General features: G+C 40.0%; 13 protein-coding genes and 1 pseudogene. 2 read left to right on the top strand and 12 right to left on the bottom strand.

Features of this window, described 5'->3' with window-relative positions:
• Window positions 1-19: 19 nt before the first annotated feature.
• On the top strand, window positions 20-397 hold the full coding sequence (locus tag B0I26_RS07950; protein ID WP_111644921.1) for a hypothetical protein: 378 nt from the start codon (window positions 20-22) through the stop codon (window positions 395-397).
• A 381-nt stretch (window positions 398-778) separates the two neighbouring features.
• On the opposite strand, the gene B0I26_RS19085 is transcribed toward B0I26_RS07950, so the two are convergent.
• From B0I26_RS19085 to B0I26_RS18545, 9 genes and pseudogenes are all read right to left on the bottom strand, one after another.
• Window positions 779-1,333, bottom strand: coding sequence for an ATP-binding protein (locus B0I26_RS19085; RefSeq protein ID WP_458295086.1), 555 nt, complete (start codon window positions 1,331-1,333; stop codon window positions 779-781).
• Window positions 1,334-1,345: 12 nt separating this feature from the next.
• Window positions 1,346-1,704 (bottom strand): annotated as a pseudogene (locus tag B0I26_RS19080) (magnesium chelatase domain-containing protein); the annotation flags it as partial.
• A gap of 68 nt (window positions 1,705-1,772) precedes the next feature.
• Window positions 1,773-2,363, bottom strand: coding sequence for a transposase (locus B0I26_RS07940; protein WP_111644920.1), 591 nt, complete (start codon window positions 2,361-2,363; stop codon window positions 1,773-1,775).
• A 292-nt stretch (window positions 2,364-2,655) separates the two neighbouring features.
• Window positions 2,656-3,042 (bottom strand): type II toxin-antitoxin system PemK/MazF family toxin, encoded by a 387-nt coding sequence (locus B0I26_RS07935; RefSeq protein WP_033020639.1) that lies wholly within the window; start codon window positions 3,040-3,042, stop codon window positions 2,656-2,658.
• Complete coding sequence (locus B0I26_RS07930) at window positions 3,042-3,350, bottom strand: AbrB/MazE/SpoVT family DNA-binding domain-containing protein (protein ID WP_004888884.1); 309 nt, start codon at window positions 3,348-3,350, stop codon at window positions 3,042-3,044. The genes B0I26_RS07935 and B0I26_RS07930 overlap by 1 nt, the downstream gene beginning before the upstream one ends.
• A gap of 583 nt (window positions 3,351-3,933) precedes the next feature.
• Window positions 3,934-9,117, bottom strand: coding sequence for a DUF4073 domain-containing protein (locus tag B0I26_RS07925; RefSeq protein ID WP_111644919.1), 5,184 nt, complete (start codon window positions 9,115-9,117; stop codon window positions 3,934-3,936).
• Window positions 9,118-9,384: 267 nt separating this feature from the next.
• Window positions 9,385-10,653 carry a TolC family protein gene (locus tag B0I26_RS07920; RefSeq protein ID WP_111644918.1) on the bottom strand — a complete coding sequence of 423 codons (1,269 nt, stop codon included), beginning with the start codon at window positions 10,651-10,653 and terminating at the stop codon, window positions 9,385-9,387.
• Between the two features lie 382 nt (window positions 10,654-11,035).
• Entirely contained in the window at window positions 11,036-12,205 is a 1,170-nt protein-coding gene (locus tag B0I26_RS07915) for an ISL3 family transposase (RefSeq protein ID WP_111644917.1), read from the bottom strand.
• A 317-nt stretch (window positions 12,206-12,522) separates the two neighbouring features.
• Window positions 12,523-16,005 carry an S-layer homology domain-containing protein gene (locus B0I26_RS18545; protein WP_245934731.1) on the bottom strand — a complete coding sequence of 1,161 codons (3,483 nt, stop codon included), beginning with the start codon at window positions 16,003-16,005 and terminating at the stop codon, window positions 12,523-12,525.
• 446 nt (window positions 16,006-16,451) lie between these two features.
• On the opposite strand from B0I26_RS18545, the gene B0I26_RS07905 reads away from it, so the two are divergent.
• Complete coding sequence (locus tag B0I26_RS07905) at window positions 16,452-17,450, top strand: C40 family peptidase (protein WP_111644916.1); 999 nt, start codon at window positions 16,452-16,454, stop codon at window positions 17,448-17,450.
• A 100-nt stretch (window positions 17,451-17,550) separates the two neighbouring features.
• Here the strand turns inward: B0I26_RS07905 and B0I26_RS07900 are convergent, their stop codons facing one another.
• The 3 genes from B0I26_RS07900 to B0I26_RS07890 all read right to left on the bottom strand — a co-directional run bounded on the left by B0I26_RS07900 (window position 17,551) and on the right by B0I26_RS07890 (window position 23,679).
• Window positions 17,551-18,366: an S-layer homology domain-containing protein gene (locus B0I26_RS07900; RefSeq protein WP_111644915.1), complete on the bottom strand. Its 816-nt coding sequence runs from the start codon at window positions 18,364-18,366 to the stop codon at window positions 17,551-17,553.
• A gap of 9 nt (window positions 18,367-18,375) precedes the next feature.
• Window positions 18,376-20,004, bottom strand: coding sequence for a transglycosylase SLT domain-containing protein (locus B0I26_RS07895; protein WP_181502791.1), 1,629 nt, complete (start codon window positions 20,002-20,004; stop codon window positions 18,376-18,378).
• Window positions 20,005-20,115: 111 nt separating this feature from the next.
• A complete protein-coding gene (locus B0I26_RS07890; RefSeq protein WP_111644913.1) occupies window positions 20,116-23,679 on the bottom strand; it encodes a S8 family serine peptidase in 3,564 nt (1,187 codons plus the stop codon).
• Window positions 23,680-23,724: the final 45 nt, after the last annotated feature.

The following is a 23,724-nucleotide window of genomic DNA, read 5'->3' as shown; positions in this document are numbered from 1 at the left end:
CTTTGAGGGGGAGAAAGATTTGAAGTTAAGTGATGATGAACTAAAAAAATTTATAAAAGGGATACCTGTTAATAAAGAGTTGGAGGATGGCGACTTTTACGATGAATTAGATAAAGACGATATGCTTGATCGGCTCCAACAGAATCATGAACCGGCGAGCAGAATGTTTTGGGAAAAATTCGTAGAAATAAAAAGGTACTTTCCACAAAAGGATTTGTTAGCAATAGTATTAGGTGCCGACGAGCCAATGGATTTGGAAAGCGATGAGGCTATTGAATTTGCTGCAAAAATAGCAAAAAAGAATAAGTATCCAAAATTCCATCAAGCTGAAGACGATGTTAGACTCTATGGCCAAAATTGTCTCGCAGAAAGAACCTTCTTTTTTAAAAAGAAATAAATTCTAGTATTTAATATTAATCCTCAATTTCTGTCCGCTACTAAGCTAATATGACACTGTACAAAATGATCTCCTTTTACGTAAGGGGATTTTTTTCTTTCCACAGAGCTGTTCCCCAACCTATTTACCTACTAATAGAGTGACAGTGGATTGCACCCACACTAAGGCAGAGTCACCCATTTATTTCCTCTTTGTCGGCCTATTCTTTGGCACCCAGATTGGACCATCCCAAGTAAAGTGAACAAGTACATCTTCACCATTTTCATCTTTTCTGATACATTTCAATTTTCCATCCATCATTAACTTACACAAACCGATTTCCGTTTGCGGTCCCCATTCACTCGCCTTATCTACTTTTTTATTAAAAGCTTTGATTTTACTCTAGTTTTGCAACACCATCAATAAAAAAAGCCCCGCAGCGATTTCTCTCCGCGGAGCTTTTCGACATTTTTTGGTGGTGCCAGGCACCCTTAAACTTAGAAACAAAACACCGTGATGGGCCAGCGACACTTCACCAGGTTTGGGATGAGTTCCCCCGCCAATTAAAGAAACCGATGAAGCGGAATGATGCGGATGACGAAAAGGAGGATACCCTCTATTCGCACATGGTTCTCCTGCCAACTTATATAAACTGAGTACCTCTAACTGAGTATCATTTGAGAGACGCGGTAAAATCGTTGGAAATGTTTCAGCTAATAAACTTTTTCCACACCCAGGAGGTCCGATCATCAGGACGTTATGTGCCCCTGCTGCGGCGATTTCAAGTGCACGCTTTGCTTGTTGATGACCGATAATATGTTGAAAATCGCGATGATGCTTTGGAGGAGTGTCGACTGTGGGAGGAAGATGGAAAAATGGAGAAAAGACTTGCTGTCCTTGTAAACGTTGCACCGCTTCGTCTAACGTTTGAACAAATACACAATTGAAGTTTTGCAAATGATGAAGAGGAAGAGTAGGATCGTACGGAAGGTATACTTGTTTGAAGCCGAGTTTTTTTGCTGCTAAGATCGCCGGCAGCATCCCATCGACAGGCTGAATCATTCCGTCTAATGATAACGAACCGAAAAAAGCGATATCCGATGAAATCGGTACTTTTAGCTTCTCTTTTGCTTGTAAAATTCCAATCGCCATCGCTAAGTCAAACATCGGACTTTGCTTTTCCGCTCCAGCGGCGATAAATGAATGACAAGCTTTTGATCCGCTACATCACATTCAAACGAATGCAACGCCGCAATCACTCTCTCCTTCGCCTCTTTCACCGATGCATCTGGCAAGCCAACAATGACAACAGACGGCAGCCCCGGCATTTCTTGCACTTCTACCTGCACGCGATATCCTTCAATTCCTCGTAAACCAACGCTGCAAATTTTGCCCGTCATCCATTCATACCTCCTTCAGCGAACATATTGTCGTTTGGCACAATGTCGGCTTTGACAAACTGCACATATTTTTTCTTTTGCTCTACTGTCGTTCCGGAAAAATAATCAAGCAGCACATCAATGTTCATAAATGGGGGTGATGAGATGGGTTGCGTGTATAAATAAAAACTGCTCCAGCGATAATGCTCGGGGAGATGCACCATGCGGGCTTCAACAGGATTGAGATGAATGTAGCGACTTACTTCCAACATGCCTGTTTCATCGTCAATGATTTTACTAAAGTAGCGTTTTTCAAACACATGTCCAGTCAAACGATAACGGGCGTTATAATAGTTGGCATATCGTTTATTGATAAGTGCCATCACTTTTGCGATCGATTCTTGCTGTGAACGCAGCTGCAGATGAAAATGATTCGTCATGAGGCAGTACGAAGCGATTTCAAACGGAATTTTTTCGTGAAGCTGTTCGAGGATATGCAAAAAAGCAAGAAAATCATTCGATTCTTTAAACAACGGATCACGCCGATTCCCGCGGCAAACAATATGGTAAAACAAATGCGGCACCCAAATCCGCCTCGCTCGTCCCATTCCCTTCACCTCACATATAAGTTGTCATGTGCTTTTTCGACAAAAACAAGCAAATTCCTGCATACCTAGGAAAATTTTTCAAATCAGTGGTAAACAACGAGTCTAATATTGATCGACTCCTTAATTTGATGAGGATAGATGAAAAAAGACAGAGAGCCAAGGCAACCCTCTGTCTCTATCAATCTTCGATAAAATTCGAGGCGTACAGCATCCCATTGGATCAAGGCCTTCCCCTTTCTCCCGTGAAACAATCTTGTGAAACAAGATTTTTCGGGGTGTGACAGGCACGCATTCAAGTCAGATATGTTTCTATTTTCGCTAGGCATTCATCAATGATTTTATCTATTTCTTCAATTTGTGCATCTTCTGGATTATACTTCTTTAAAATTTTTAAATTACGAGCTTTCCAATCCAATGATTTAATTTGATCAGTTAAAACTACCCCTGTTATTGGATAGCCATCGCCATCAAGGGATATTCCTTCTTTTGGTAAATCCACTTCGAAAGGATAACCCTTCTTTTGATTGGTAATCGGACAAACAGCTATAAATCCTGTTGCTTGATTGAATTCTTTAGGCGATAAAACAATAGCATTCCTTCTCCCAGCCTGCTCATGACCAGCTTGTGGATTGAAGTTTAAAACAACGAAATCGCCTCTCTCTGGTACGTCTGCTGGCATTAAATCAATTCACGCCCTTCTATCCCGAAATCAATTTCCTCGTGTCGATTTTCAGGTGTAATCTGTGATATTAGTTCTTCCAGTGTGTATTTCTTCCGTGTTCTTTTTGGCTTTAATGTGATGATACCTTCATTTCCAATCACATTTAATTCTATTTCGGAACCTTGTTTAATCCCTATTTTATCAGCAGCATCTTTTGGGATACGAATGCCCAAACTGTTTCCCCATTTTTGAACAATAACTGTAGACATGTAGTCAACCCCTTTACTCTGGTTTATTTTGTTTTCTAAATATTCTTTTGAATACATTATATCACCCCCAACCTAAAATGTATATACATAGTATATACATATTTACAAAAAATGATACCAATGATTTTTCGACAAATACTATTCTCGTCGCAAAAGCAATCATTTGAATCGATTAATTAAAAATGCTTTTTTCAGACTCAAAAGCATATATCAACAAGTATAGTTACAAACGTTGAATTGCGAAATGATGTATAAAGCTTTGCCATAACAAAAAAAGTAGGACCTTCAAGGAGAATCTAAAGCATCTATAGCTGAGGAATAGTTTGAGTAGTAAAGGAGTTATAAACATCTTGCTTTTGCTCATAGAGACTTATAAGTTTTTCGAGAGCATTTATTTTTTCGTTTAATTCTTTTATAACTGAATGATTTTAAGCATCATTTTGGGATGATAAGAACTTCTGCCACCGCCTTTATAGCGAGAAAACAATAACTTCATTTTACTAGAAAGGACGATTTTTTTGTGCACTTTTTTAAAAAAACATAATAAAGAGGGGCTTCAAAAAGTCAGTTAACCATGACTTTTTGGACAGCCCCCTTTCGATATTTTTCAGGCGGTGACATGCACCGATCCCAAATCTCTTTATCTAGTAAAATCTACCGCTAAAGTATCTTGTGCCGCATTATTTGGATTTATTGTATTTGTATTTGCTTTTACATTGTTAACATTTTTAACAGTTACTCTAAATTTCGATGCTTCTGTCGCTTTTTGAGCTAAATTAGTGACATCTTCAAGAGAAATAATGACATCGTTTCCAGTCCCATCTGCAACTGTGAAAACGGATGGAGATAGTGTAGTTTGATCATCTGTTGTACTAAAGTCACCGTCAACATCAAATACGATAGTGTAATTATCGGATGTACCTACGGTTGTTATATCCTCACTAAATGTGAGTGTTAAGAAATCATCTTCAGCTCCATCGTCTACCCCAGAAGCTCCTAGAACGTCTGCGCCGCTACTATATGATGTTGAATTTGAGCTGTAAGTTACCGATGTTAATGTAATTGTATTATTACTTGTATCATCTTTTAATGCGGATGCTCCTACTGCACTTTCGCCGTTAGAGTTCTTTGCAAATACGCCTAGTTCTACCGCATCATTCGGTACTACCGTGTTATCCGGAACCGTAAATGTGTTTACTCCATTTGCAACTTCACCAATCGCAGTCCCTATCTTCGTTCCATTGTTATCTAAGAAGTAAACGGTATAGCCTGTTATTCCTTCTTCATCCTCCGGTAATGTCCATGTTACGTTACCTGCGATTTCTCCTGCATTTGTATCCGTATCCGTGAAGGCTACTTCTGTTACTACTTGTGTTGGAATATTGGCTGTAAACGTTAATTCTGTTGTTTCTCCTGCTGGTGTCCCTGCAGTTGGATCTGCCGCTACACGTACCAATACCGTTTGATCCCCTTCAAATGTTGGCTCATTTGTTGGATCGTATGCCGTCCAGCTTTGGCCGCCATTAGTCGAATATTCCATTGTTGCATCTGCACCTACGATAACGTTGTTCTCATCATCAGCTGTTACGTCTGGTGCCGCTGGTACAGTTTGGTCATCAAACTGGTCAAGCGCTTCTTCTAACTGCTCTAATATTTGCTGCAGCTCTTCTTCAGACGCTTCTTCATCTTCCAATGCCGCCTCCGCAGCGGAAATTGCAGCTGTAAGAGGTTGCAATTCTTCCTCAGTATAATATTGGCTCAATGCGTCCAGTTGCGAATGTGCATATTCAAGCATCATGACAAGCCCCACTCTAGTATCAAAGCGGTCGAACACTTCCTCTAGCTGTGTTAAAAGTTCCTCCAGCGTTTCTTCAGACGTTTCCTCACTTGCCAATGCCGCCTCCGCAGCGGAAATTGCAGCTGTAAGAGGTTGCAATTCTTCATCAGTATAATATTGGCTCAATGCGTCCAGTTGCGAATGTGCATATTCAAGCGTCATGATAAGCTCCACTTTCGTATCAAAGCGGTCGAACACTTCCTCTAGCTCAGCTAAAATTTCCTGAATCTCTTCTTCAGACGCTTCTTCATCTTCCAATGCCGCCTCCGCAGCGGAAATTGCAGCTGTAAGAGGTTGCAATTCTTCCTCAGTATAATATTGGCTCAATGCATCCAGTTGCGAATGTGCATATTCAAGCGTCATGATAAGCTCCACTTTAGTATCAAAGCGGTCGAACACTTCCTCTAGCTGAGCTAAAATTTCCTGAATCTCTTCTTCAGACGCTTCTTCATCTTCCAATGCTGCCTCCGCAGCGGAAATTGCAGCTGTGAGAGGTTGCAATTCCTCATCACTATAATATTCGCTCAATGAGTCCAGTTGCCAACGTGCATCTTCAAGTGCCCATTCGAGTTCCGTTCTAGGATCAACATCGTTGTCATCTGCCGGCAACTCTTCAGGTCTTTCAATTGATAACGTATTGATTGGATTAATTTCAATATTTGTACCGTTATTAGAAACAACCATTTCAAAGACAGTCCAATATAACTCATTACCTTCACCGGCTGGAATTTCGAAAATATGGTCAGGTGAAGTGGAATTTCCTTTAAAAATTTCCACTTTCGCTCCGGACTGTCTCAGTGGAATATCATCTCTATGCTCACCAGAGAAGTTATGAACAATAAATTTGTACGTTCCATCAACAAGTTTGCGAATCGTTGTTGTTTCAGGACCATACGAATCAGTATCATCCCAATCTAAGTCTACATAGGTGATACCATTATATTTATACTCTCTCTCACTCTCAGGATACCAAGTATGGAAACGACCGCTTCCATCAGGAGTTGGACCTATTAAATGAGAGTCAATATCATACGGTTTTTCATTCCAAGTTAGCATAATTTTCACTTCGCTCGTAGCCGCAGCACGAATCGCCGTCTCATTTTGATTCACATTATATTGATCATCCGGCGCAACGGCGAACATATATGAAGTGACAAATCCTCGTCCTGAAATCTCCCCAGTATACGTACCCGGCTCAAGTGAAACAGAGTAGTATCCGTACTTACCTGTTGTCACTTCTTTCACTACTTCGCCTTCTCTTGCATCAGAACCTTTGCGGAATTTAATCGTAAGGCCTTCTACACCGACTCCGTAAATATCTGTAATATATCCTTCAAATCCCGTATTCAACTGTACTTTCGTTGTTTGCGGCTCCCCTTCTAATTTCTCCGTACCATCAGCAGGGGCAACTGTAATTTCAACTTCCTTGCCAAGATTTCCAGAAGTCAATGGAATTGGATCGTAAGTAATTCGTTTTTTATTAGGATCGTATTCGAGATTTTCCAGTGTTACGTCTTGATCCCCCATCTTCGCTGTGACCTTAAAATCGTCAATTGTTAAATCAGCGACATAATCTCCTAACTCAATATCAATAACTCCTTGAGTTGCCTTAATTCCCTTAATTGTTGTCTTATCAACATCGGAATAGCTTCCGGTCACTTCTTCATCGCCGATTTGAACTCGGCCGTTTGGAATTTGCAATACTAGATTTCTTGGTCGTTGTGATAATGTAATTCCCTCTGCATTAATTTCAGCCGTGCCAATACGACCCGATCCTGTAACGGCCGCAATCGCATTCAATACCAATGTTTCGATATCGGTTTCTTCTGCCAATTCAATTTTTACATTTGCAGCACGAGAATTGATCGTTTCAAAGTTTCCAACCAACTGAACTGTTAGGTTAGGATTGGAAGATTGGATGCTTTCTACGAGTGTAACATTTGTAAAACCAGGCGCATCTCCTGTAAGATTCATTTCTTCCACTTTAGCAAATGATTCCAGCTGTAAATCAACAACTCTTGTTGAACCTTCCGCAACAATTCGAACTTTGCCGTCATTTTTATTTACGATGACCGTCATTAAAACGGAATCTATAAAGTGGATACTATTTTCCCCGCCGCCTTTAACTTCGGTCTTTCCTTCTACCGTAACACCTTTAAGGGTAACGTCCCCTTCGCCAATTTCTTCACCAAGAACGAGGTTTCCTTTGATCGTCACATTTTGTAAAGTAACATCTTTGCTGTTAATTGTTACATCACCATCAATAGTGAGCTGACCGCTGCTTGGTCCATAAGTGCCTGCTTGGCTAATTACACTTGGTATTTGCGAATTACTATTGTCAGAGCGATTATTATTTGAGCCGCCGGAACCCCTTCTTGTTGTTCCTCCGGTTGTGCCGTTATTAATCAAGCTTCCATTCACTTTTTCAATCTGATTTTTTACTGAATTATAGTTTTTTATAATGCTGCTGATATTGAGTCCTTCAGGAACAAGAACATTGCCAACTCTTACATTTGCTTTAAGAGTGATTTGCGAGTTTTCGTTTTCAATTTCTAATTGTTCAATTTTTCCGCTAGTGTTTAGAACCATATTAGCCGCTGATTCGACTTTAAGATTTTTAACATTTCCATTTCCCTCTATTGACAGATTGCCTGTCGTTTGCACAGCCATTTCATTTATGTCAGCATTTAATTTGATGCCGGTGACTCCATCGTTTAAGACAAGTTTAGAAATTTGAACATCTGAACTTGCTACAACACTTACATTGGAAGTAACAACAATTTCTTTTACGTTTGTAGTTCCTTTCATCTCAAGGGAAGAATCTTGTTTATCAAGCTCTACTGTACCCAATGCAGCATTTTCGAATACAAGGTTTGTTTTTGATTCTTGAGCTGCCTGCATTTTTGCTAAAGGAAGTTTATAGGTTAACGATTTATAAAATAAATGGGTCGCTGCAGATTGCAAATTATCATCCTTATCGGAAATAATCGTTTTTCCTTTTACCTCCAAGTTATTAGCGTAGAAATTATTTTTCAATTCCTTCGTGATTTCTAAATCCCCATTAATTGTTAAGTTTTTCAATGTAATGTTATCAGCGCTTATTTTTACATTTCCATCAATAGTTCCTTGCTGACCATCTAAAACAAGATTCTCATTCGTTCCCGATGAAGTAATCTCTAAATATTTAACATTTGCAACTTTCTTGCCTTTCGTCTCAACTACGACATTTGCATTTTTTAAGATTGCTGAGTTTGCTATATTAATAATGTTCTTTACTTTATCATCAATTTCATATTCATTTCCATTTAATTGAACGGAATGGCTTGTAATGTTTTCAATCTTTCCTGTTTGAGTCGCAGTTTTCAATTTTTCACTACGATAAATAAATGCCGCCATCTGCCCACGGTTGACAGGTTCGTTTGGTGCAAATTCATTTTTGTTTTTCCCCGTTGTAATACCATTTTCGTATAAAGCTCCGACGAAACCAGCAAACCAATCATTTGTCTTTACATCTACAAAAGGCAGCTTATCAGTCTTGTTTTCTTTTAATTGAAAACCTAAAGAAATGATTTTTGCCATTTGTGCACGGGTGATTTTTTGATAAGGTTTAAAGGTTTTATCCTCATAACCTTTTAATACCCCTTCTTTTACTAACGCTGCTACCGGTCCGTAGAACCAATCTGTTTTTGAGACATCTTTAAAACCTGGATCCGTTACATTGTTTACATCTAATCCTAAAGCTAAAGCTAACATTTTAGCTGCTTGGGCGCGGGTAACGCTTTCATAAGGTTTAAAAGTTCCATCTTGGTAACCTTGAATGATATTTCGCGCTGCTAAACTTTGAACAGCTTCATAAAAATAGTCATCTGGTTTTACATCAGAGAAATTGATTTGCTGAGCAGATACAAAAGGGACTGAAATACTAGAAACCATTACCGTAGAGACTGTGGCAGCTAAAAACTTTTTAGAATCTTTCGATAAATACATTCTATCGATCCCCTTCTTATGTATATTTCACAGATGAAAAAATCTGTACAAATTTAATATTAGTATTATTATCCAAACATGTAAATATATATTTAATCATTCTTTTTTCGACATGATTCTATAAACAAACGTCTGTACTGAAAACGATTTACGTCATCGCTTATAGCTTAATGAATGAATTGAAAAAAGAAGAAAAGCCCCGCAGAGATGTCTCTCCGCAGAGCTTTTCGATATATTTCGGGACGAGGCACAGTGCGCGGCATTCTCCTATTGTATATAACCTTTTTCTAGAGCCTCAATAGACTGTTGCACTAAAAAGCGCGCTGCTTTAGCCAATTCTACATTTAACAGTGCCTGTTCCAGCTGCAGTTTCGCTTTCTCATAATCATATTTAGATACAACACCTGCATTGTATCTTTTCTCAAGATTCGCCAGATCGGTTTTCACATTTTCCAGTTTTCTCACTGCTTCTTCATAATTCAATTCTGCAAGATCGGCATTATGATTTAACGCATCAATCTTCGTTGTCAGTTCTTTATATAGCTTATTAATCGTTTCTTCTGCTGCTTTGACCTTATAGTCTTTTTCTGCTTTTAAAAATTCACTTGCATCTTCGTCCTCATAAGCTACATCACGATGATACTTCGCCAACTCCAAATTGTCTTTTGCCCGTTTCATTTGGAACGTGCCTTCAATAACAGAATCATAGTCTTCAATTTTCGTAATGCTAGCGATCTCCATATCGACCGGTGTTAAATACAAATCCGGATTGTAATTGATGTTAATATCAAACGAAAGATTCGCCAAATTATAATAATAGTTTTTTTGCAGCTGCTCCAATTGTTTTTCTAAATCCACTTGTTGTCTTTTCGCCTGATCAACCGCCTCTTTTGACCCTGCCCCGTATTGATAAAGTTTTTCTGCTTTTTTTACTTCATTTATCGCTGTTTGAATCGCTTTTTGCGTAAAATTCATTTGTTTTTGCAAATTTAACAAATTGACGTACGTTGAAGTAAGTTTTAACGAAATGCCTTCCTTCACTTCTTCTGCCTGCAGATTCAATTGAAATTGACCTGATTCAAGCTGCTTAATCGCCGTCTCAAGAGCTGTAATTTTATCGTCAAGTAATTCCAAGGCATCGGAAATAGCTACTCGTTCCTGTCCGTTCGCCAATCGCTCTAAACCTGTCAACCGGTCACGTTCATCTTTTAGTTTATCTAATTTTTTCTCCAAATCTCTAATGTCTTTTTGAGTATCTCTCATGTCATCTACCGCATCAAGTGTTTGATTTTTTAAAGCTTCAAGCTCATACTGCAGCACGACAAGATTTTGATCGTTGTCTAATGCACGTTTAACAACGTCATCTAACGTAAGAATTTTAACATCCTCATTTTGAACGTCTTCAGAAGTACTGCCTTGTTCATTTTGAACTTCTTCCGCCTGGTTTGCATCATTATCCCCGCTTGCCAGCGCAACTGTCGTAAAAGGCATACCTGCGATGACGGCTGTACATAAAAGTGCAGTAATTTTTTTCATACTTTCACCATTCCCCTAGTATTTTTTAACTATATAAGTTCAGATTGCAAATCAAGCATAAGTAAAGACGTTCAGTCTCAATGTTTTATATGCTGGAAAATCAACCTGCATTTATACAGAATGTTGTTAGGAAGGATATTAAAAATAATTGGATGTGAAACTTGATCCACTTCCCTTTTCTTTATTCTATACCGAAAATACCCAAATGACAAAATGTATAAAATTAAAATATTCATCCTTCCGATGATAATGTACTTTTTATATTATGGGCATCTATTTAATGAATTTTCCGACACAAAATAACATTACATACAGCACATCAAACTAATAAGAGGTTCTACGTCAATTGTTGGGGTGTACTTGATAGCTTTATATATGAAAGTTAGATCAATGAACATAACACCTTATTTCTGAGTCGATCAAAGTTGCGAATGCCATAAGACATCTGTTTGATGACTTTAATTTTGTTGTTAATCCCTTCTAAATAACCGTTAGTGTAAGGATAAATGAATGAATTAATAATTTCTTTCTCCCAACTTTTAAAGGTTCGTTTCATGTACTGATATTCGTCCAGTCCTGATTTATCCATCGCTTGATACAGCTGTTCTAAGTTAGACCTTACATTCCGCTCATTGCTTTGTGTTATCCATTTTTTAAAGGCTTCTTTCACTTGATAAGCTTTCTTTAAATCGGAGGACAACTCTAAATAATATTGAAGGAGTTCTTGTTCTCGAGTGGTTAGCTTCTCTTTCGGTTTATGTAAGAGAAAACGTAACTTTTTCATCGATTTTCGATCTTTGTCTTGGAATGACTTTTGTACTCGCTTTCGTACTCGTTCGAGTGCCCAGAAGTGATGACGTGCATAATGGAATTTGTCTACAATGATAATCGGATTTTGAAAGAGTTGTTGAGCCAATATTTTGTACGGCTGCCACATATCCATTACCACCATTTGAACACGATGAGTCGGTAAAGAGCGAAAATAATCTTTTAACGTGGATAACTTCCGATCTTGAATGACATCCAATACCTTGAAGCCTTGAGGATCTCCGATGACACATTGATATGTTCCTTTTTCGGTTGTCCCCTTGAACTCATCAATGGCTAAAATTCGTGGTAATGAGTGGTTCTCATAAGTATAATAACGGTCAAACCATCGAATAACCGTTGAGTGTCCTAATCCAAGCTCTTTTGCCACTTCCTTAAAATTGACCGTTCTTACTTTGACGAGAAGGGCTTGAAGGACACGTTTCGTATGACGTTGATAACGATCTAAAAAGGCATATGGTTCATAGAAACGCTTCCCACAGGATGTACATTTATAGCGGCGCTTTTTCAAAATCAGGTACGTATACATTTCGCGAAATTTGACGTCTCGAATTTTCTGTAGCCGATAATCATGAATCGCTCTCGTCCTTTTCCCGCATTGAGGACAATTTTGGTGACAAGGTTTGGTTTCGATCAAAATTTCAAGATGCGTATCCGTTTCCACAATATTTGACACAATGACATTTTCTAATCCAATCAGTTTTGTGATACAATAGTCTTGCATTTACGAAGTCTCCTTTTAAATGAGGTTTGGCCACTTTCATTATAAAAGAGAGCACTTCGTAAATGCTTTTTATTTTTATGAAATTCTTTTACCCCAACATTTAGTATAGAACCTTAAAATATTAATCCTTCTGATGGTAATGGTAATGTACTTTTTGTATTAATGGGCGTCTATTTAATGAATTTTCCGACACAAAATAGTACTACATGCAGCATATCAACTAAAATAAGAAACAGAGAGCCAACAAATGACTCTCTGTCTCTATCAATCTTCTAGAAATTTCGGATGGTATTGGTAACCTATCTTAGCTAGATTAATTATTCAGCATTTACAATTACTAATGAAGAAGCAGTATTACCAGCAACATCAGTTACATCTACTGTTACATCGGTAGAATAAGTTGTACCACCAGTAGCTCCAGTAATTGTTAATACTTTACCTTGAGCATCCCAAGTGTAAGTGCCGTCGTTAGCGCTTGCTGCAGATAATGCATTTTCTACAGCAGTTTTACTATCAGCACTTAATGGTTCACTGAATGTAATAGTTGCAGTTTCACCTTGATTAATAGTAACAGCTGAACCACTTCCTAATGGTGTAACTGTTGGCGCAACAGCATCAATTGTAAAGGTAATTGTTTGTGTTGCAGTATGGCCTTCACCATCAGTAGCTATAATTTCTAACGTATGGTTACCAGAATTCGCTACGTCTGTTGCTACAGTATATCCTGTACCAGTAGCAGCAGATGTAATATCTATACCATCTAATTTAACACGTTTAGTATCTACTCGGCCAGCATCAGTAATGCTTACTTTGATGTTTAAGTTAGGATCTGCATCATTATAAACATGGCCATCAACAACACCCGTTACATTAATAGATGGCGCTGTATCTGTATCATCGAAGCCATATTCATCAAGATCATCTGCATCAACTAATACAATTGCATCAGCAAATCGGCTTCCTTCAGCTGATAAACCAATGACAACTGCATCGCCTTCTTCGATATCGCGGATGCCTTCTACAGAGAAGTCATCGCCATCTTCGTCAGTTGCATCATAAACTTCACCAACTTTAGAGTCTAACGCTACAGTTACGTAAGAACCATCGCCTGTTAAAACCGTTACCTCTTTCTTGCTAAAATCAACATTGTCTACATAACCTGTAACAATTCGGTCTGTATCTTCAACGATTTTCGAAACTTTTCCATTAGCATCGTTGATTTCTAAAACAACTACAGAACCTTCGAATAAGCCGTTTTCAGTGACAACTTTGCTACCTTTAAGATTTTCTGCAGCAAGTACTTTTGACTCACCGTTTACAAGTGCTTTAATACGAACGATTTCGCCATCAGTATTTTTGTCGATTCGTTGGATTAAAGCCGTTTGCTCTGTAGTATTAGATGCTTCTAAATCACTTACTACAATGTGAGTTACATAACCATCTTCATTGTAGTAAATAGTGCTGTCCGCAGGGATATCAGTGCCGTTTTTCTTCAATTCGCCCCAAGTAGTATAGCTTACGTCCTCAGCATCTGGATAAGTTGCGTCAGTATCCACATCAACTACAACCGTATCATCTGTTACACGGTATGACTTACCATTTTCTGCTGAAGCATAGTTATCATCAGACTCTAAGTCTTCCTCTAAAGTTTCTACAGCTTCATAGAATTTAAGACCTGTTACTTCTCCGTCTTCGTCAGTTGCTACGCCAAGTAATAAAGGAGCGTCAGTAATTTCGAATACTTCCTCTTCCTCATCACCAGCAGATTTTGCAACAATAGTAAATTCAGCGTCAGTTTGACCACTCGCATCTACATCGAAATCATCACCAAGACCAAATTCATCGATTTCGAATCCAGATGGAGCATCTTCATCAACTTCGTACTCTACTTCGTCATCAGCTGTTTGTACAACAACTTTATCGAGAGAGTCTACAGCGAAATCATAAGTTTTTTCTTTGCCGTCTTTGTTTACTACATTAAGTTCAATTCTTACATTACCTTTAGCATCTTGGTAAGCAAGGATAGAATCTGTAGTATAAGCATCTGTGTAAGCAGATTCTACTTCGCCTTCTGTACCTTTAACAACAACTACTTCACCTTTCCAGTTGAAGTATACAGTAACGTTGCCGCCAGCTTGCAATTTCTCTGCCGCATCACTGTCTAAATCTTTAAGCTCATCGCCGCTTAGATATTTTGCCTGAAGGCCATCGTTGCTTTCATAGTCATAAGTTTTACCATCAATTTCAAATGAATCTTCAAATACATTTTCAATTTTGCCAGAAACAGATTTATTAGAAACAATTGCAATTCCATCTTCTTCAGCATCTTCATTGAAGAATACTAAATCGCCTTCTTTGATATCTGAAACTGAAATTTGCTTTCCGTCTTTTACGATAAGGTAATCTTCAAGGTCAACTTCGTCCCCATCATATCCGATTACAACTGTGTCTTCTACTTTTTCAGTAAGGATATAATCATCTAAATCATCATAAGCAACGATTGTTTGAACATCTCCGCTCTTGTCAAAAATGACTTTAGCGTAGTCATATTTAACACCTTCTGCACCAAGTGAATCAGCTTCTCCATTCAAGAAGAATTCAAAGTCAGATGCAAGGTCATACTTTTTGCCATCAGAAGCAAGTTCTACTTCTTCATCTTCTTTTGTTACTTTAACAGATGTTTCAACTACTTTTTGATCTTCAAAAGCATATTTTACAAGCTCCAAATCTTGGTTGAACCAAACACGAGTTTCACGTCCAAGAGCATTATAGAAGTCAAAATCAACGTTTTCAGGCACTTCAATATTTACGTCGCCGATTTCGAATTTACGCTCGTTCGCATCAACATCAGTAATTACAGATTTTATATATGCAGGACGGTTGAATGTAGCTTCTAAAACTTTACCGTCAACATTCACTTTTACAATATAATCCTCAAGATATTCTAAAACTTCATCAGCATCTTCTTTTGAATACAATTCAACTGTTGCTACTTTGCCGTTAGAAGATAATTTTACTTCTTTTACTCCATACTTAGCTAAAGTATCAGCGTTTTGTACTGTGATATCAGAAGGCTCAAGACCGGAAACCGCTCTGTTGAATGTAATTTCTAGGAAACGGTTTGTATCATCAAGTGCAGTTACACTCTCAATTGCTAGCTCGCCAACAGAAGCATCCATCGCACGTTTTACGAATGATGCGAATGCTGCACGAGTAACAGTTCCTTTCGGATTGTATTCAGTAACAACTGTTACGCCGTTTGCTTCCAATGTTTGGATGTAGTCGCGGAATGAAGCATCTGCTTTGTCTAAGTCAGTGATTTTAGATGTAAAATCATCTGGCTTTGTTAAATCGAATGCTTCAACAAGCACTTTTGCCATTTGTTCACGAGTGATGTTCGCAGACGGATTTAATTTACCGTTGCTTCCAGTCATAACGCCTGCTGCTTTCACAATGGCAGCTGCTTCAACTAACTCTTTGTCTGCGCTGTTAACTGGAACATCGTCGAATGCTTGTTTGTCCGCAGGAACTTCAAAACCTGCATCTTTTAAGATGCGAGCGAAGATTTTCGCTACTTGACCGCGTGTAATGCTGTTGTAAGGTTTGAATGTACCGTCTTCAAAACCTTTGATGTATCCGAGTTCAACTAATGCGCTGATGTTTGCCGCATGAGAATCGCTAGGGTTAACGTCGCTGAATGATGCAGCGTTTGCGGCTACTGGACCGATTGCCGTTGCCACTAATGCAGCAGAAACGGAACCAGCCAAAAATTTACGGTAAGACTTTGGTTGGTAAGCCATCTGAATTATTTCCTCCCTTTATGGTTATTTTCTTAATATCATTTAATTTATGAAAACTAAATTTAAGAGAATATGTATCTCTTTACATCTCGTTCTCTTAAACTTAGTTGCTAAACAATTACTAGTATAGATTCTTATGGCATTTTTGTCAACGTATACACAGGCATATTTTGCAAAATTGTATATAAATCTCTCTTTCTAGCTAATATTCTACTAAAACTCCCACATTATTCAAGTGTTTTTTATAAAATTTTTTCCTTTTTATGCCTTTTGTTCACTTCCTGTTCATTATTTTACCAACACATTTATTATATACCGGCCTCTTAAAAGTTATGACTTATTTTTGTTACATAAATGTAAAGTTTCTCAAGCTGCAAATATGGTAGACTGCTAATAGTTACAAAATTCGTACCATACTTGGTGATGGGTGAGGTGTTTTGTCGAAAATGTGGAAGCGTTTTAGCTGCGGATTGCTTGTCTGCGCGGCCCTTTGGCTGACGGGACAGTCTCACGCTGATGCAGGCACATATCACGCTGAGACGAATTACGATATGATTGTTCCGGCTTCGAAAAAATATATCGGCGTTCCGTATCAATGGGGAGGCACAACAGCGAGAGGGTTCGATTGTTCCGGATTTATCCGCCATGTTTATCAGACGCTCGACGTGAATGTTCCGCGGACAACGTCTGAAATGTACGAAACAGGGACAAGCGTCAAAAAAGAAGATTTGCGGGTCGGAGATATTGTATTTTTTAACACGAACGGTAAAGGAGTATCCCACGCCGGCATATACATAGGGGAAAACCAATTTATCCATTCTTCTTCATCGAAGGGAGTAACGGTTTCATCGCTGAACGATCCGTATTATTGGGGCAAAAAATATATCGGTGCAAGAAGGGTTCTTTCTTATCCATTAGAGCCGGGAAAGTTTCGTGATATTGCCCCATCGTACTGGGCGGCTGATGAAATCCGCGCCCTTTCTGAAGACGAATTGCTCATTGGTTATGAAAACGGCTATTTTAAACCGGACGAACCGATTACCCGCGCCGAAGTGATGGCGGATTTAGCCGAATACTTAAATTTAGATTTTTCCGATCGTTCGGCGATTTTCCGCGATGTGCCTTCTGAACATTGGGCGGTCGGTGCGGTGAACGCCATGTATAAAAACGGATATGTAAACGGCAGCAACGGAAGTTTTCATCCTGAAGATACGCTGACACGCGCACAATTAGCGAAGATTTTGACCAATGTGTTTGATTTGAAACAGCCTGCTGTAAAACGATCCTTCACAGATGTGCCTGACAGCCATTGGGCATATCCATATATTCAAGCGCTTGCTGCATCGGGAATTACAACAGGATATTCAGACGGCTCTTTCCGCCCCGACGACACGGTGACACGCGCACAGTTTGCGGCGTTTTTGTATCGGGGGATGAACAAATAAGCGGCGGCTGTTCAAACCTCGGCGAGACTTGGAACGATTCGCTTCCTTATTATTAAAAAAGAGATGGTCTCATTTGGTGAGATCATCTCTTTTTTATTGCTTATTCTTTTCGCTCGAGCGTCCGCTTTAGGAAAAGGGCAAATTGCGAGCGCGTCACATGCTCGTTTGGCCGGAACGAATCGACGACGGTAATTCCGTTATAGGCGAGTGTATTTATGTCCTTGTAGTTCCAGAAATCGCGCGGCACATCCGTAAATGTTTTCTCTGTCTGCGGTGTATCGTAATACTTTTGATACGCACGAACTAAAATAGAAGCCATCTGCGCGCGCGTTAAATATTCGTTCGGCCGCAAACTTCCTCCTTGTCCCATTAAGCCGTAAGCTTCGGCAATGACCATCTCTTCGTAACCTAAATCGCCCGGTTTCATATCTTTCGCTTTTGTTACATATCCGTCCGGAAGCTTCAAGCCGAGTTCATTGACGAGCATTTTCGCTGCATGGCGGCGGAGAAGCTTGTCATTTGGACGGAATGTGCCGTCTGAGTATCCGTTAATAACACCCTTAAGATGAAGGTACGTCACCGCAGAAGCAACCTCATTGCTGGAGATGTCTGTGAAAATTTTTACATCTCCTTTCACCACATTGGAAGAAGCGACATACCCGTCAATTCCATTTCCTCTTACATGATAATAAACATAGTGGTTATACGGGTTGGCGGCAGACTCATAAGGACCGCCGACAATTTCAAGCGGTGTATAATGAGCCGCTTTTAAAATAACCGCACCGTCAATTCCGCTGCGAATATTGGAATAAGACGCCTGTGTGTTCCATGTATACACTTTGTCTCCTGCTTGATAATGCTGGGTTGTCACTGTATTTAATTGCGGCCATGTGTATTGCTTAACAGGAAAATACATGATGTCCGGCTAATTTTCATCGGAATACTCGACCTCAAAGCTTGGAATGCTTTTGACGTTGACGAGACTGTGATTGCGAATAATATCAAACACACGCTCTTGATACGGCTTTTTCGCATGCGGCAAATTCGGGTCATTGCGCTTTGACAAGCCGTTATACGCCATCACCGCAAAATACCAGTGCTCCAGAATGTTTGGATGATGATCGTTTATTTTTGGAATGCGCGTTCCCGCCCAGTTCCACTTCTCCTTTAAGATTTGCGCACCAATCTCGATATTGTATTTTGTGTCGTTCATAAGCCGTTCTTTATCAATCTTTTTCGCTTGAATCTCTTCATCGGTTAATGTAACTTGCATAATGCCGATGCCGCCGTCTTCTGTGACAATCGGATTCCCCGCATCATCAAATTGCTTCATTCCCGTTTCAACATAGGCAATTGCTTTTAAAATTTCCGCCGGTATGCCGTATTTATTCGCTGTTTCGTGCAATAATTGTTTCATTTCCGCCGTTGTAAGACGATTTTCAAGATTAATGGTGTTTTGCGCCGTTTTACTGTTTTCAATTTGACTGTAGGTAATGGCTAATGTTTTGGAACCGCGGTTAAATCCTTTGTCTTCATGCTGAATGAGCCGAAACAGTGTTTTTTCGTTTTCAGAGCTGTCTAAAAGCCAGTTTTTCTCCGCCGGCATTTCATGAGCGCGATACCATTTTTCGATTGGATTACTTGATTGAAGCTGATCGAGCTGAACCGCCATATACGTGCCGCTGCCTTCTTGTCCAATGAGATAAGCTTTCTTATTTTGTAAATCCGTTGCGTAAAATTTCAAATCATAATAGGCTGGGTCCCTCTCGTTTTTCTTATAATCTACCAGATAAAACGGCAGCGGCTTTCTGACCGTATATTCGCCGGAATTCAGTTTCTTTGCCCAATATGATTGCAGCTCCGGTAAATCAAACGGCGTCGGGATGTCCGTATTCATTTGAAATTGTTTTTGAACGGCGGCTTCTGAGCCAAACAGCTGCACGTAGTCTTCTGCCGCGATTTCATGAATCGACCATTCATACTCTCCCCGTCCATCGTCATGAGCAGGTGTGTTTTTTAATGCCCGTACGCTTGCATACGCGGATTCCATCCACTGTTCAGGAAGCTTATTTTCCTTATCAAGAATATGGTACATTGTAAAATGGTGGCCGTATTCATGGGATAGTGTTGCCGCTAAAGATTCGACCGTGCGAAAGTCATCTCCACCGTAAAGCTCAATTGTTCTTCCCGGCAACAGCCTCACATCGCTTGAGCTGTAGTCATACTGAAGCCGATATTGTCCTAAAATATTTTTTCCGGCCGGATAATCGGGATAAATCTCGACTTTTTCGAGCAGACGCAATTCGTCTCCGTGTTTATTGTTCATCAGTTCCGCTTCTAAAGCCTGCAATTGATTGAGCGAATTCCACGCTCGGCTGTAGCTAATAAACGTTACCCCGCTTTTGCCTTTGTATTGCTGAATCGGCTGGTAATAGTCACTGTACTGAAATTGAGCGCTTTTTTGTTTCGTTTCATCGAGTATATGGGCGTGTGCATCTCTAGGAATCATTAAAAATAAAAAAAATCCCGATATAGCCAGCAGCCATTTACGCATTCTTTTTCTCCACTCCTCTCTTATATCTATTATAAGAGATGGTAGATTCATAGGAAAAGAGGCTGTCTTAAAGCCAAGGGTCAGACCCTTATGAGACAGCCTCTTTCTCCATTACTTCGTTTTTTCCACATATAATTGATAGTTATCAATGCTTGAACGGGCATACACATCTTTTACTTCTACGTAATACGTTCCCTTTTTCAATGTAATATATCCTGTTTCGGCATCACCTTGCATGTAATCATCGAATGTTTTCACAACATTTCCTTTTGCATCATAAACAGTAATCACACCATCTAATTCTTTTGGCGTCTCTAATGTCAGCTTGAATGTGCCGTCTGCGGCAGCATCAAATCGATAGAAGTCCTTGTCGCCAAATGGCACGCCGCCATTTAGTTTTGCAGCTGCTTTCCATTTATTGTTGCCGTCTTGCTTGAAGCTGAGCGGATGAGATGGTACATTATTTTTCACAACCGATTTGGCATCTTCATCCTGACCGTAAGAAGTATTGAGCATCAATTCATATTCGCTGATGTTTGCTCCGATTCCGAAGAATTGGTCAACAATAATGAAGTAACCGGCATTTTTCTTCGCTTTAAATGAGCCGGCCTCCGCCTCATTTTCCCAACCATAATCATAGACAACCAGTTTGTTTGCTTCCTCTTCGCTAATCTGCATGTTTCCGTCTGTATCTTCGATGACAGTGGCAACAACATCAAGCGGCATTGTCAACTCGGATGGCAAATTCTCTTTTTGTTTTTCATCTAGCTCCAGCGGTTTGAGAGAGAAGCCAACGATTTGATCTTCTGCGCGGTGTTTGTAATAGAAAATGTCAATATCTCCTTGCTGCACAAAGTTGCCGCGTACTTTAGAACCGCTGTTTAAGGCCGTAGCGCGAATCGGTTCGTTATTGTCCTCGTTTGCATCTTTTGGCGCATCCATATAAAATTTAGAAGTTATACGGTAAGGATCAAATGACATCTCGCCGGAGCTTCTCAACTGCAAGTAATACTGTTTATCTTTTTCTAACGTAACCTGCATTTTTATTTCTTTATTGTCTTCAAGGCCAAATGGATTATAGAACATCCAAGAGCTTGCGACTTGATAAAGCGTGCCTTCTTTTTCGTCATATGCATACAATACCAGTTCAGGCATTAACGTATCTGTTTGATTGATGGTGAATTCATAAATGGCTGTTTGGTTAACATTAAATGTGAACCAATCTTGGTCTGCCCCTGATTGGAAATAGCCCTCTGCTGTATCTCCGATGTTGTATGCCAATGCCTTCTCTTTAATCTGCTCTACATCCTCTTTCTGGAATTCATTCCACTCATCATAGATAATAATGATCGCATTTTGATCAGCTTGTTTTTTCAAGCTCTCGATTCGTTTTTCGACAGCTTCTTCCGTAACAGCTTCCATCGGCTCTTCCATTGGAGGCTCCATAACCGGATAGCCGTCTTCATCTTCCGGAAGCTCTTTTGTTTCCACTGTTAATTGGTATGGAAGCATGGAGCCTTTCACCAGTTCATTTTCTTCTTGATTTTGATTATCCATGCCTAAACCGTAGAAGAGGTACCAGAGCAAATCGAAGTATGAAGACCCCTCTCCATCCACCTCTAAAATATATTCACCCGGCGCTGCTTCAAGAGTTAACATTTCCTTCTCGCCAACGCCGTTTCTATCAGCGATGGTCATTGGCAGCGGCCACTGTCCTTTTTCATATTCAGGAAGGTCAGCCGGCGGCTCCGTGTAGAACTCTTCAGCAAAGTAAAGCTTTAACGACGTATTTAACCCCGGAATGGCAGATAAGTTGATTTGTATTTTCGCTGGTTCCTCAACCTTCAATTTGAAATAATCTTTATCGTCTTCAATCGTTGTTTTGCCGTCTTGTCCTGTCACTTTGTTTTCTGATAGCAATTGAAGCGGTACATCTAATGTATTGCTGTCAAACGGGAGCTCGGTGATTTCAATCGGTTCCTCTTTCGTTCCGATATCTTCACTAGGAGCAGCAAAGCGCTGAACCGTCAGTTCGTACTTAGATAATCCTTGGACGCTGTAGTTTTCATTTTCATCTGTAACGCCAATCACAAGCGTTCCCTTTGCAGGTGCTTTCCATAATTTTGCTTCTGTTTTGCCTTGGCGGACATTTCTTACTTCGATTGGCTTATCACTTTTCGTCTCTCCTTCAGGATAGAAGCGGAGAACCATTTTGTAGTCATATTTATCGGCACCGCTCAGCGTTGTTTGTATATATTCGCCTTCTGCAACATCTAATTTCACCCAGTCCGTTTGCCGCGGCGTTGTTAATTGCCCTGTGTGTACGAACGGTTCATCAGCTACTTCCAGTGAAGCAGCCGCTTTTAAAATTTCTTCATCTGTCTCGTTTTTGAACTTCGGAAGGTTTTTTATGTCATACTTAAGAGCAGCCTCCGGATTGACTAATCCGTATCCGTAGTCAAGGTCAAATCCTTTTTCGCCTAAATCAACAGCCGTGTTTTCTAATATATACTCTACCTCATACGTATTTAAATTCGGGTATTTTGATTTAATTAATGCCGCTACCCCGGCAACGATTGGCGACGCCATTGATGTTCCGCTCAGCTTGTAAAATGTCGACTTACCAGCATTATTTAACGTGCTGTATACATCTTCCCCCGGCGCCACAACGTCAATCGACGGTCCGTACGTAGTGAAATAAGCTTTTTTGTTTTTGTCGTTTGTGGCTCCAACCGTGATCACACCGTCATACGATGCCGGATAATTGTATTGAATCGCGCCATCGTTTCCGGCTGCCGCAACGATAACGACTCCTTTTTCAACCGCTTTTTTTATCGCTTCTTCGACAAGCGGCATTTCAAACGGAGCACCAAGGCTCATGTTAATGACGTCAGCGCCATTTTCTGCCGCATACAAAATCGCCTCTGCTAAAATATAATCAAAGCCGCCATAACGGCCAAACACATCAATTGGCAAGATTTTCGCATTTGGAGCGACACCGTGTCCGCCTATACCGTTATTCATTTCTGATGCGATAATCCCGGCAACGTGTGTACCATGATAATCAGGGTAACCTAGATTGGCAGGATCAGCGACATTATAAGGCGGCAATACACGTCCTTTTAATTCAGGATGATTGACATCCACTAAGCCGTCAATCACAGCCACTGTCACTTCGTTGCTGCCTGCAAGCTTTAAGGCTTTTTCAATTTGCAGCAATTGAAGGTGGTACATTTCTGTCTTTTTCGGGTCTGGATTTCCGTACTTCTCCAGCTTCACACTTGGAGCGACATGAGAGACAGCATCAAGTTTTTGATACGCCTTTATGACATCTTCCATTTTCTTCCCTTTTTGCAGTTTGACTACTTCATATCCTAATTGCGGGAAAGAACGGATCACATATGTACCAAGGCGTTTATGATCTTCGCTGCTTAGCTTTTTGTTGTACTTCACAATGAGCGTATCTTCGCTGTACTTTGCTTTTTCTTCTTTCTTTTGCTCGAACGCCAGCTTGCTCTTTTCTCTTGCCGATAGATTCAGGCGCTCAAGCACATCATACGCTGGTTTTTCACCATACCTTTGCAGCAGACTGCTCTCTTGCGCTGCGGCGAAGCTAGGCATCAGCAAAGTGGCTGACAAGCCAAAAGCAGCCGTTATCTTTTTCCATTTCCCCATTTCATTTCCTCCCTTTTCTTTTTCATTAATGATCCGCACTTTATA

The organism is Paranoxybacillus vitaminiphilus (assembly GCF_003259935.1).
Taxonomy (GTDB): domain Bacteria; phylum Bacillota; class Bacilli; order Bacillales; family Anoxybacillaceae; genus Paranoxybacillus; species Paranoxybacillus vitaminiphilus.
This window is presented reverse-complemented; position numbering and strand designations above follow the sequence as displayed.

Coding starts and splice junctions, on each gene's coding strand:
- B0I26_RS07890 (WP_111644913.1), bottom strand. CDS start 23,679: ATGGGGAAATGGAAAAAGATAACGGCTGCTTTTGGCTTGTCAGCCACT.
- B0I26_RS07925 (WP_111644919.1), bottom strand. CDS start 9,117: ATGTATTTATCGAAAGATTCTAAAAAGTTTTTAGCTGCCACAGTCTCT.
- B0I26_RS07930 (WP_004888884.1), bottom strand. CDS start 3,350: ATGTATTCAAAAGAATATTTAGAAAACAAAATAAACCAGAGTAAAGGG.
- B0I26_RS07915 (WP_111644917.1), bottom strand. CDS start 12,205: ATGCAAGACTATTGTATCACAAAACTGATTGGATTAGAAAATGTCATT.
- B0I26_RS07940 (WP_111644920.1), bottom strand. CDS start 2,363: ATGGGACGAGCGAGGCGGATTTGGGTGCCGCATTTGTTTTACCATATT.
- B0I26_RS07935 (WP_033020639.1), bottom strand. CDS start 3,042: ATGCCAGCAGACGTACCAGAGAGAGGCGATTTCGTTGTTTTAAACTTC.
- B0I26_RS07900 (WP_111644915.1), bottom strand. CDS start 18,366: ATGTATTTTCCTGTTAAGCAATACACATGGCCGCAATTAAATACAGTG.
- B0I26_RS07895 (WP_181502791.1), bottom strand. CDS start 20,004: ATGCGTAAATGGCTGCTGGCTATATCGGGATTTTTTTTATTTTTAATG.
- B0I26_RS07905 (WP_111644916.1), top strand. CDS start 16,452: ATGTGGAAGCGTTTTAGCTGCGGATTGCTTGTCTGCGCGGCCCTTTGG.
- B0I26_RS18545 (WP_245934731.1), bottom strand. CDS start 16,005: ATGGCTTACCAACCAAAGTCTTACCGTAAATTTTTGGCTGGTTCCGTT.
- B0I26_RS07920 (WP_111644918.1), bottom strand. CDS start 10,653: ATGAAAAAAATTACTGCACTTTTATGTACAGCCGTCATCGCAGGTATG.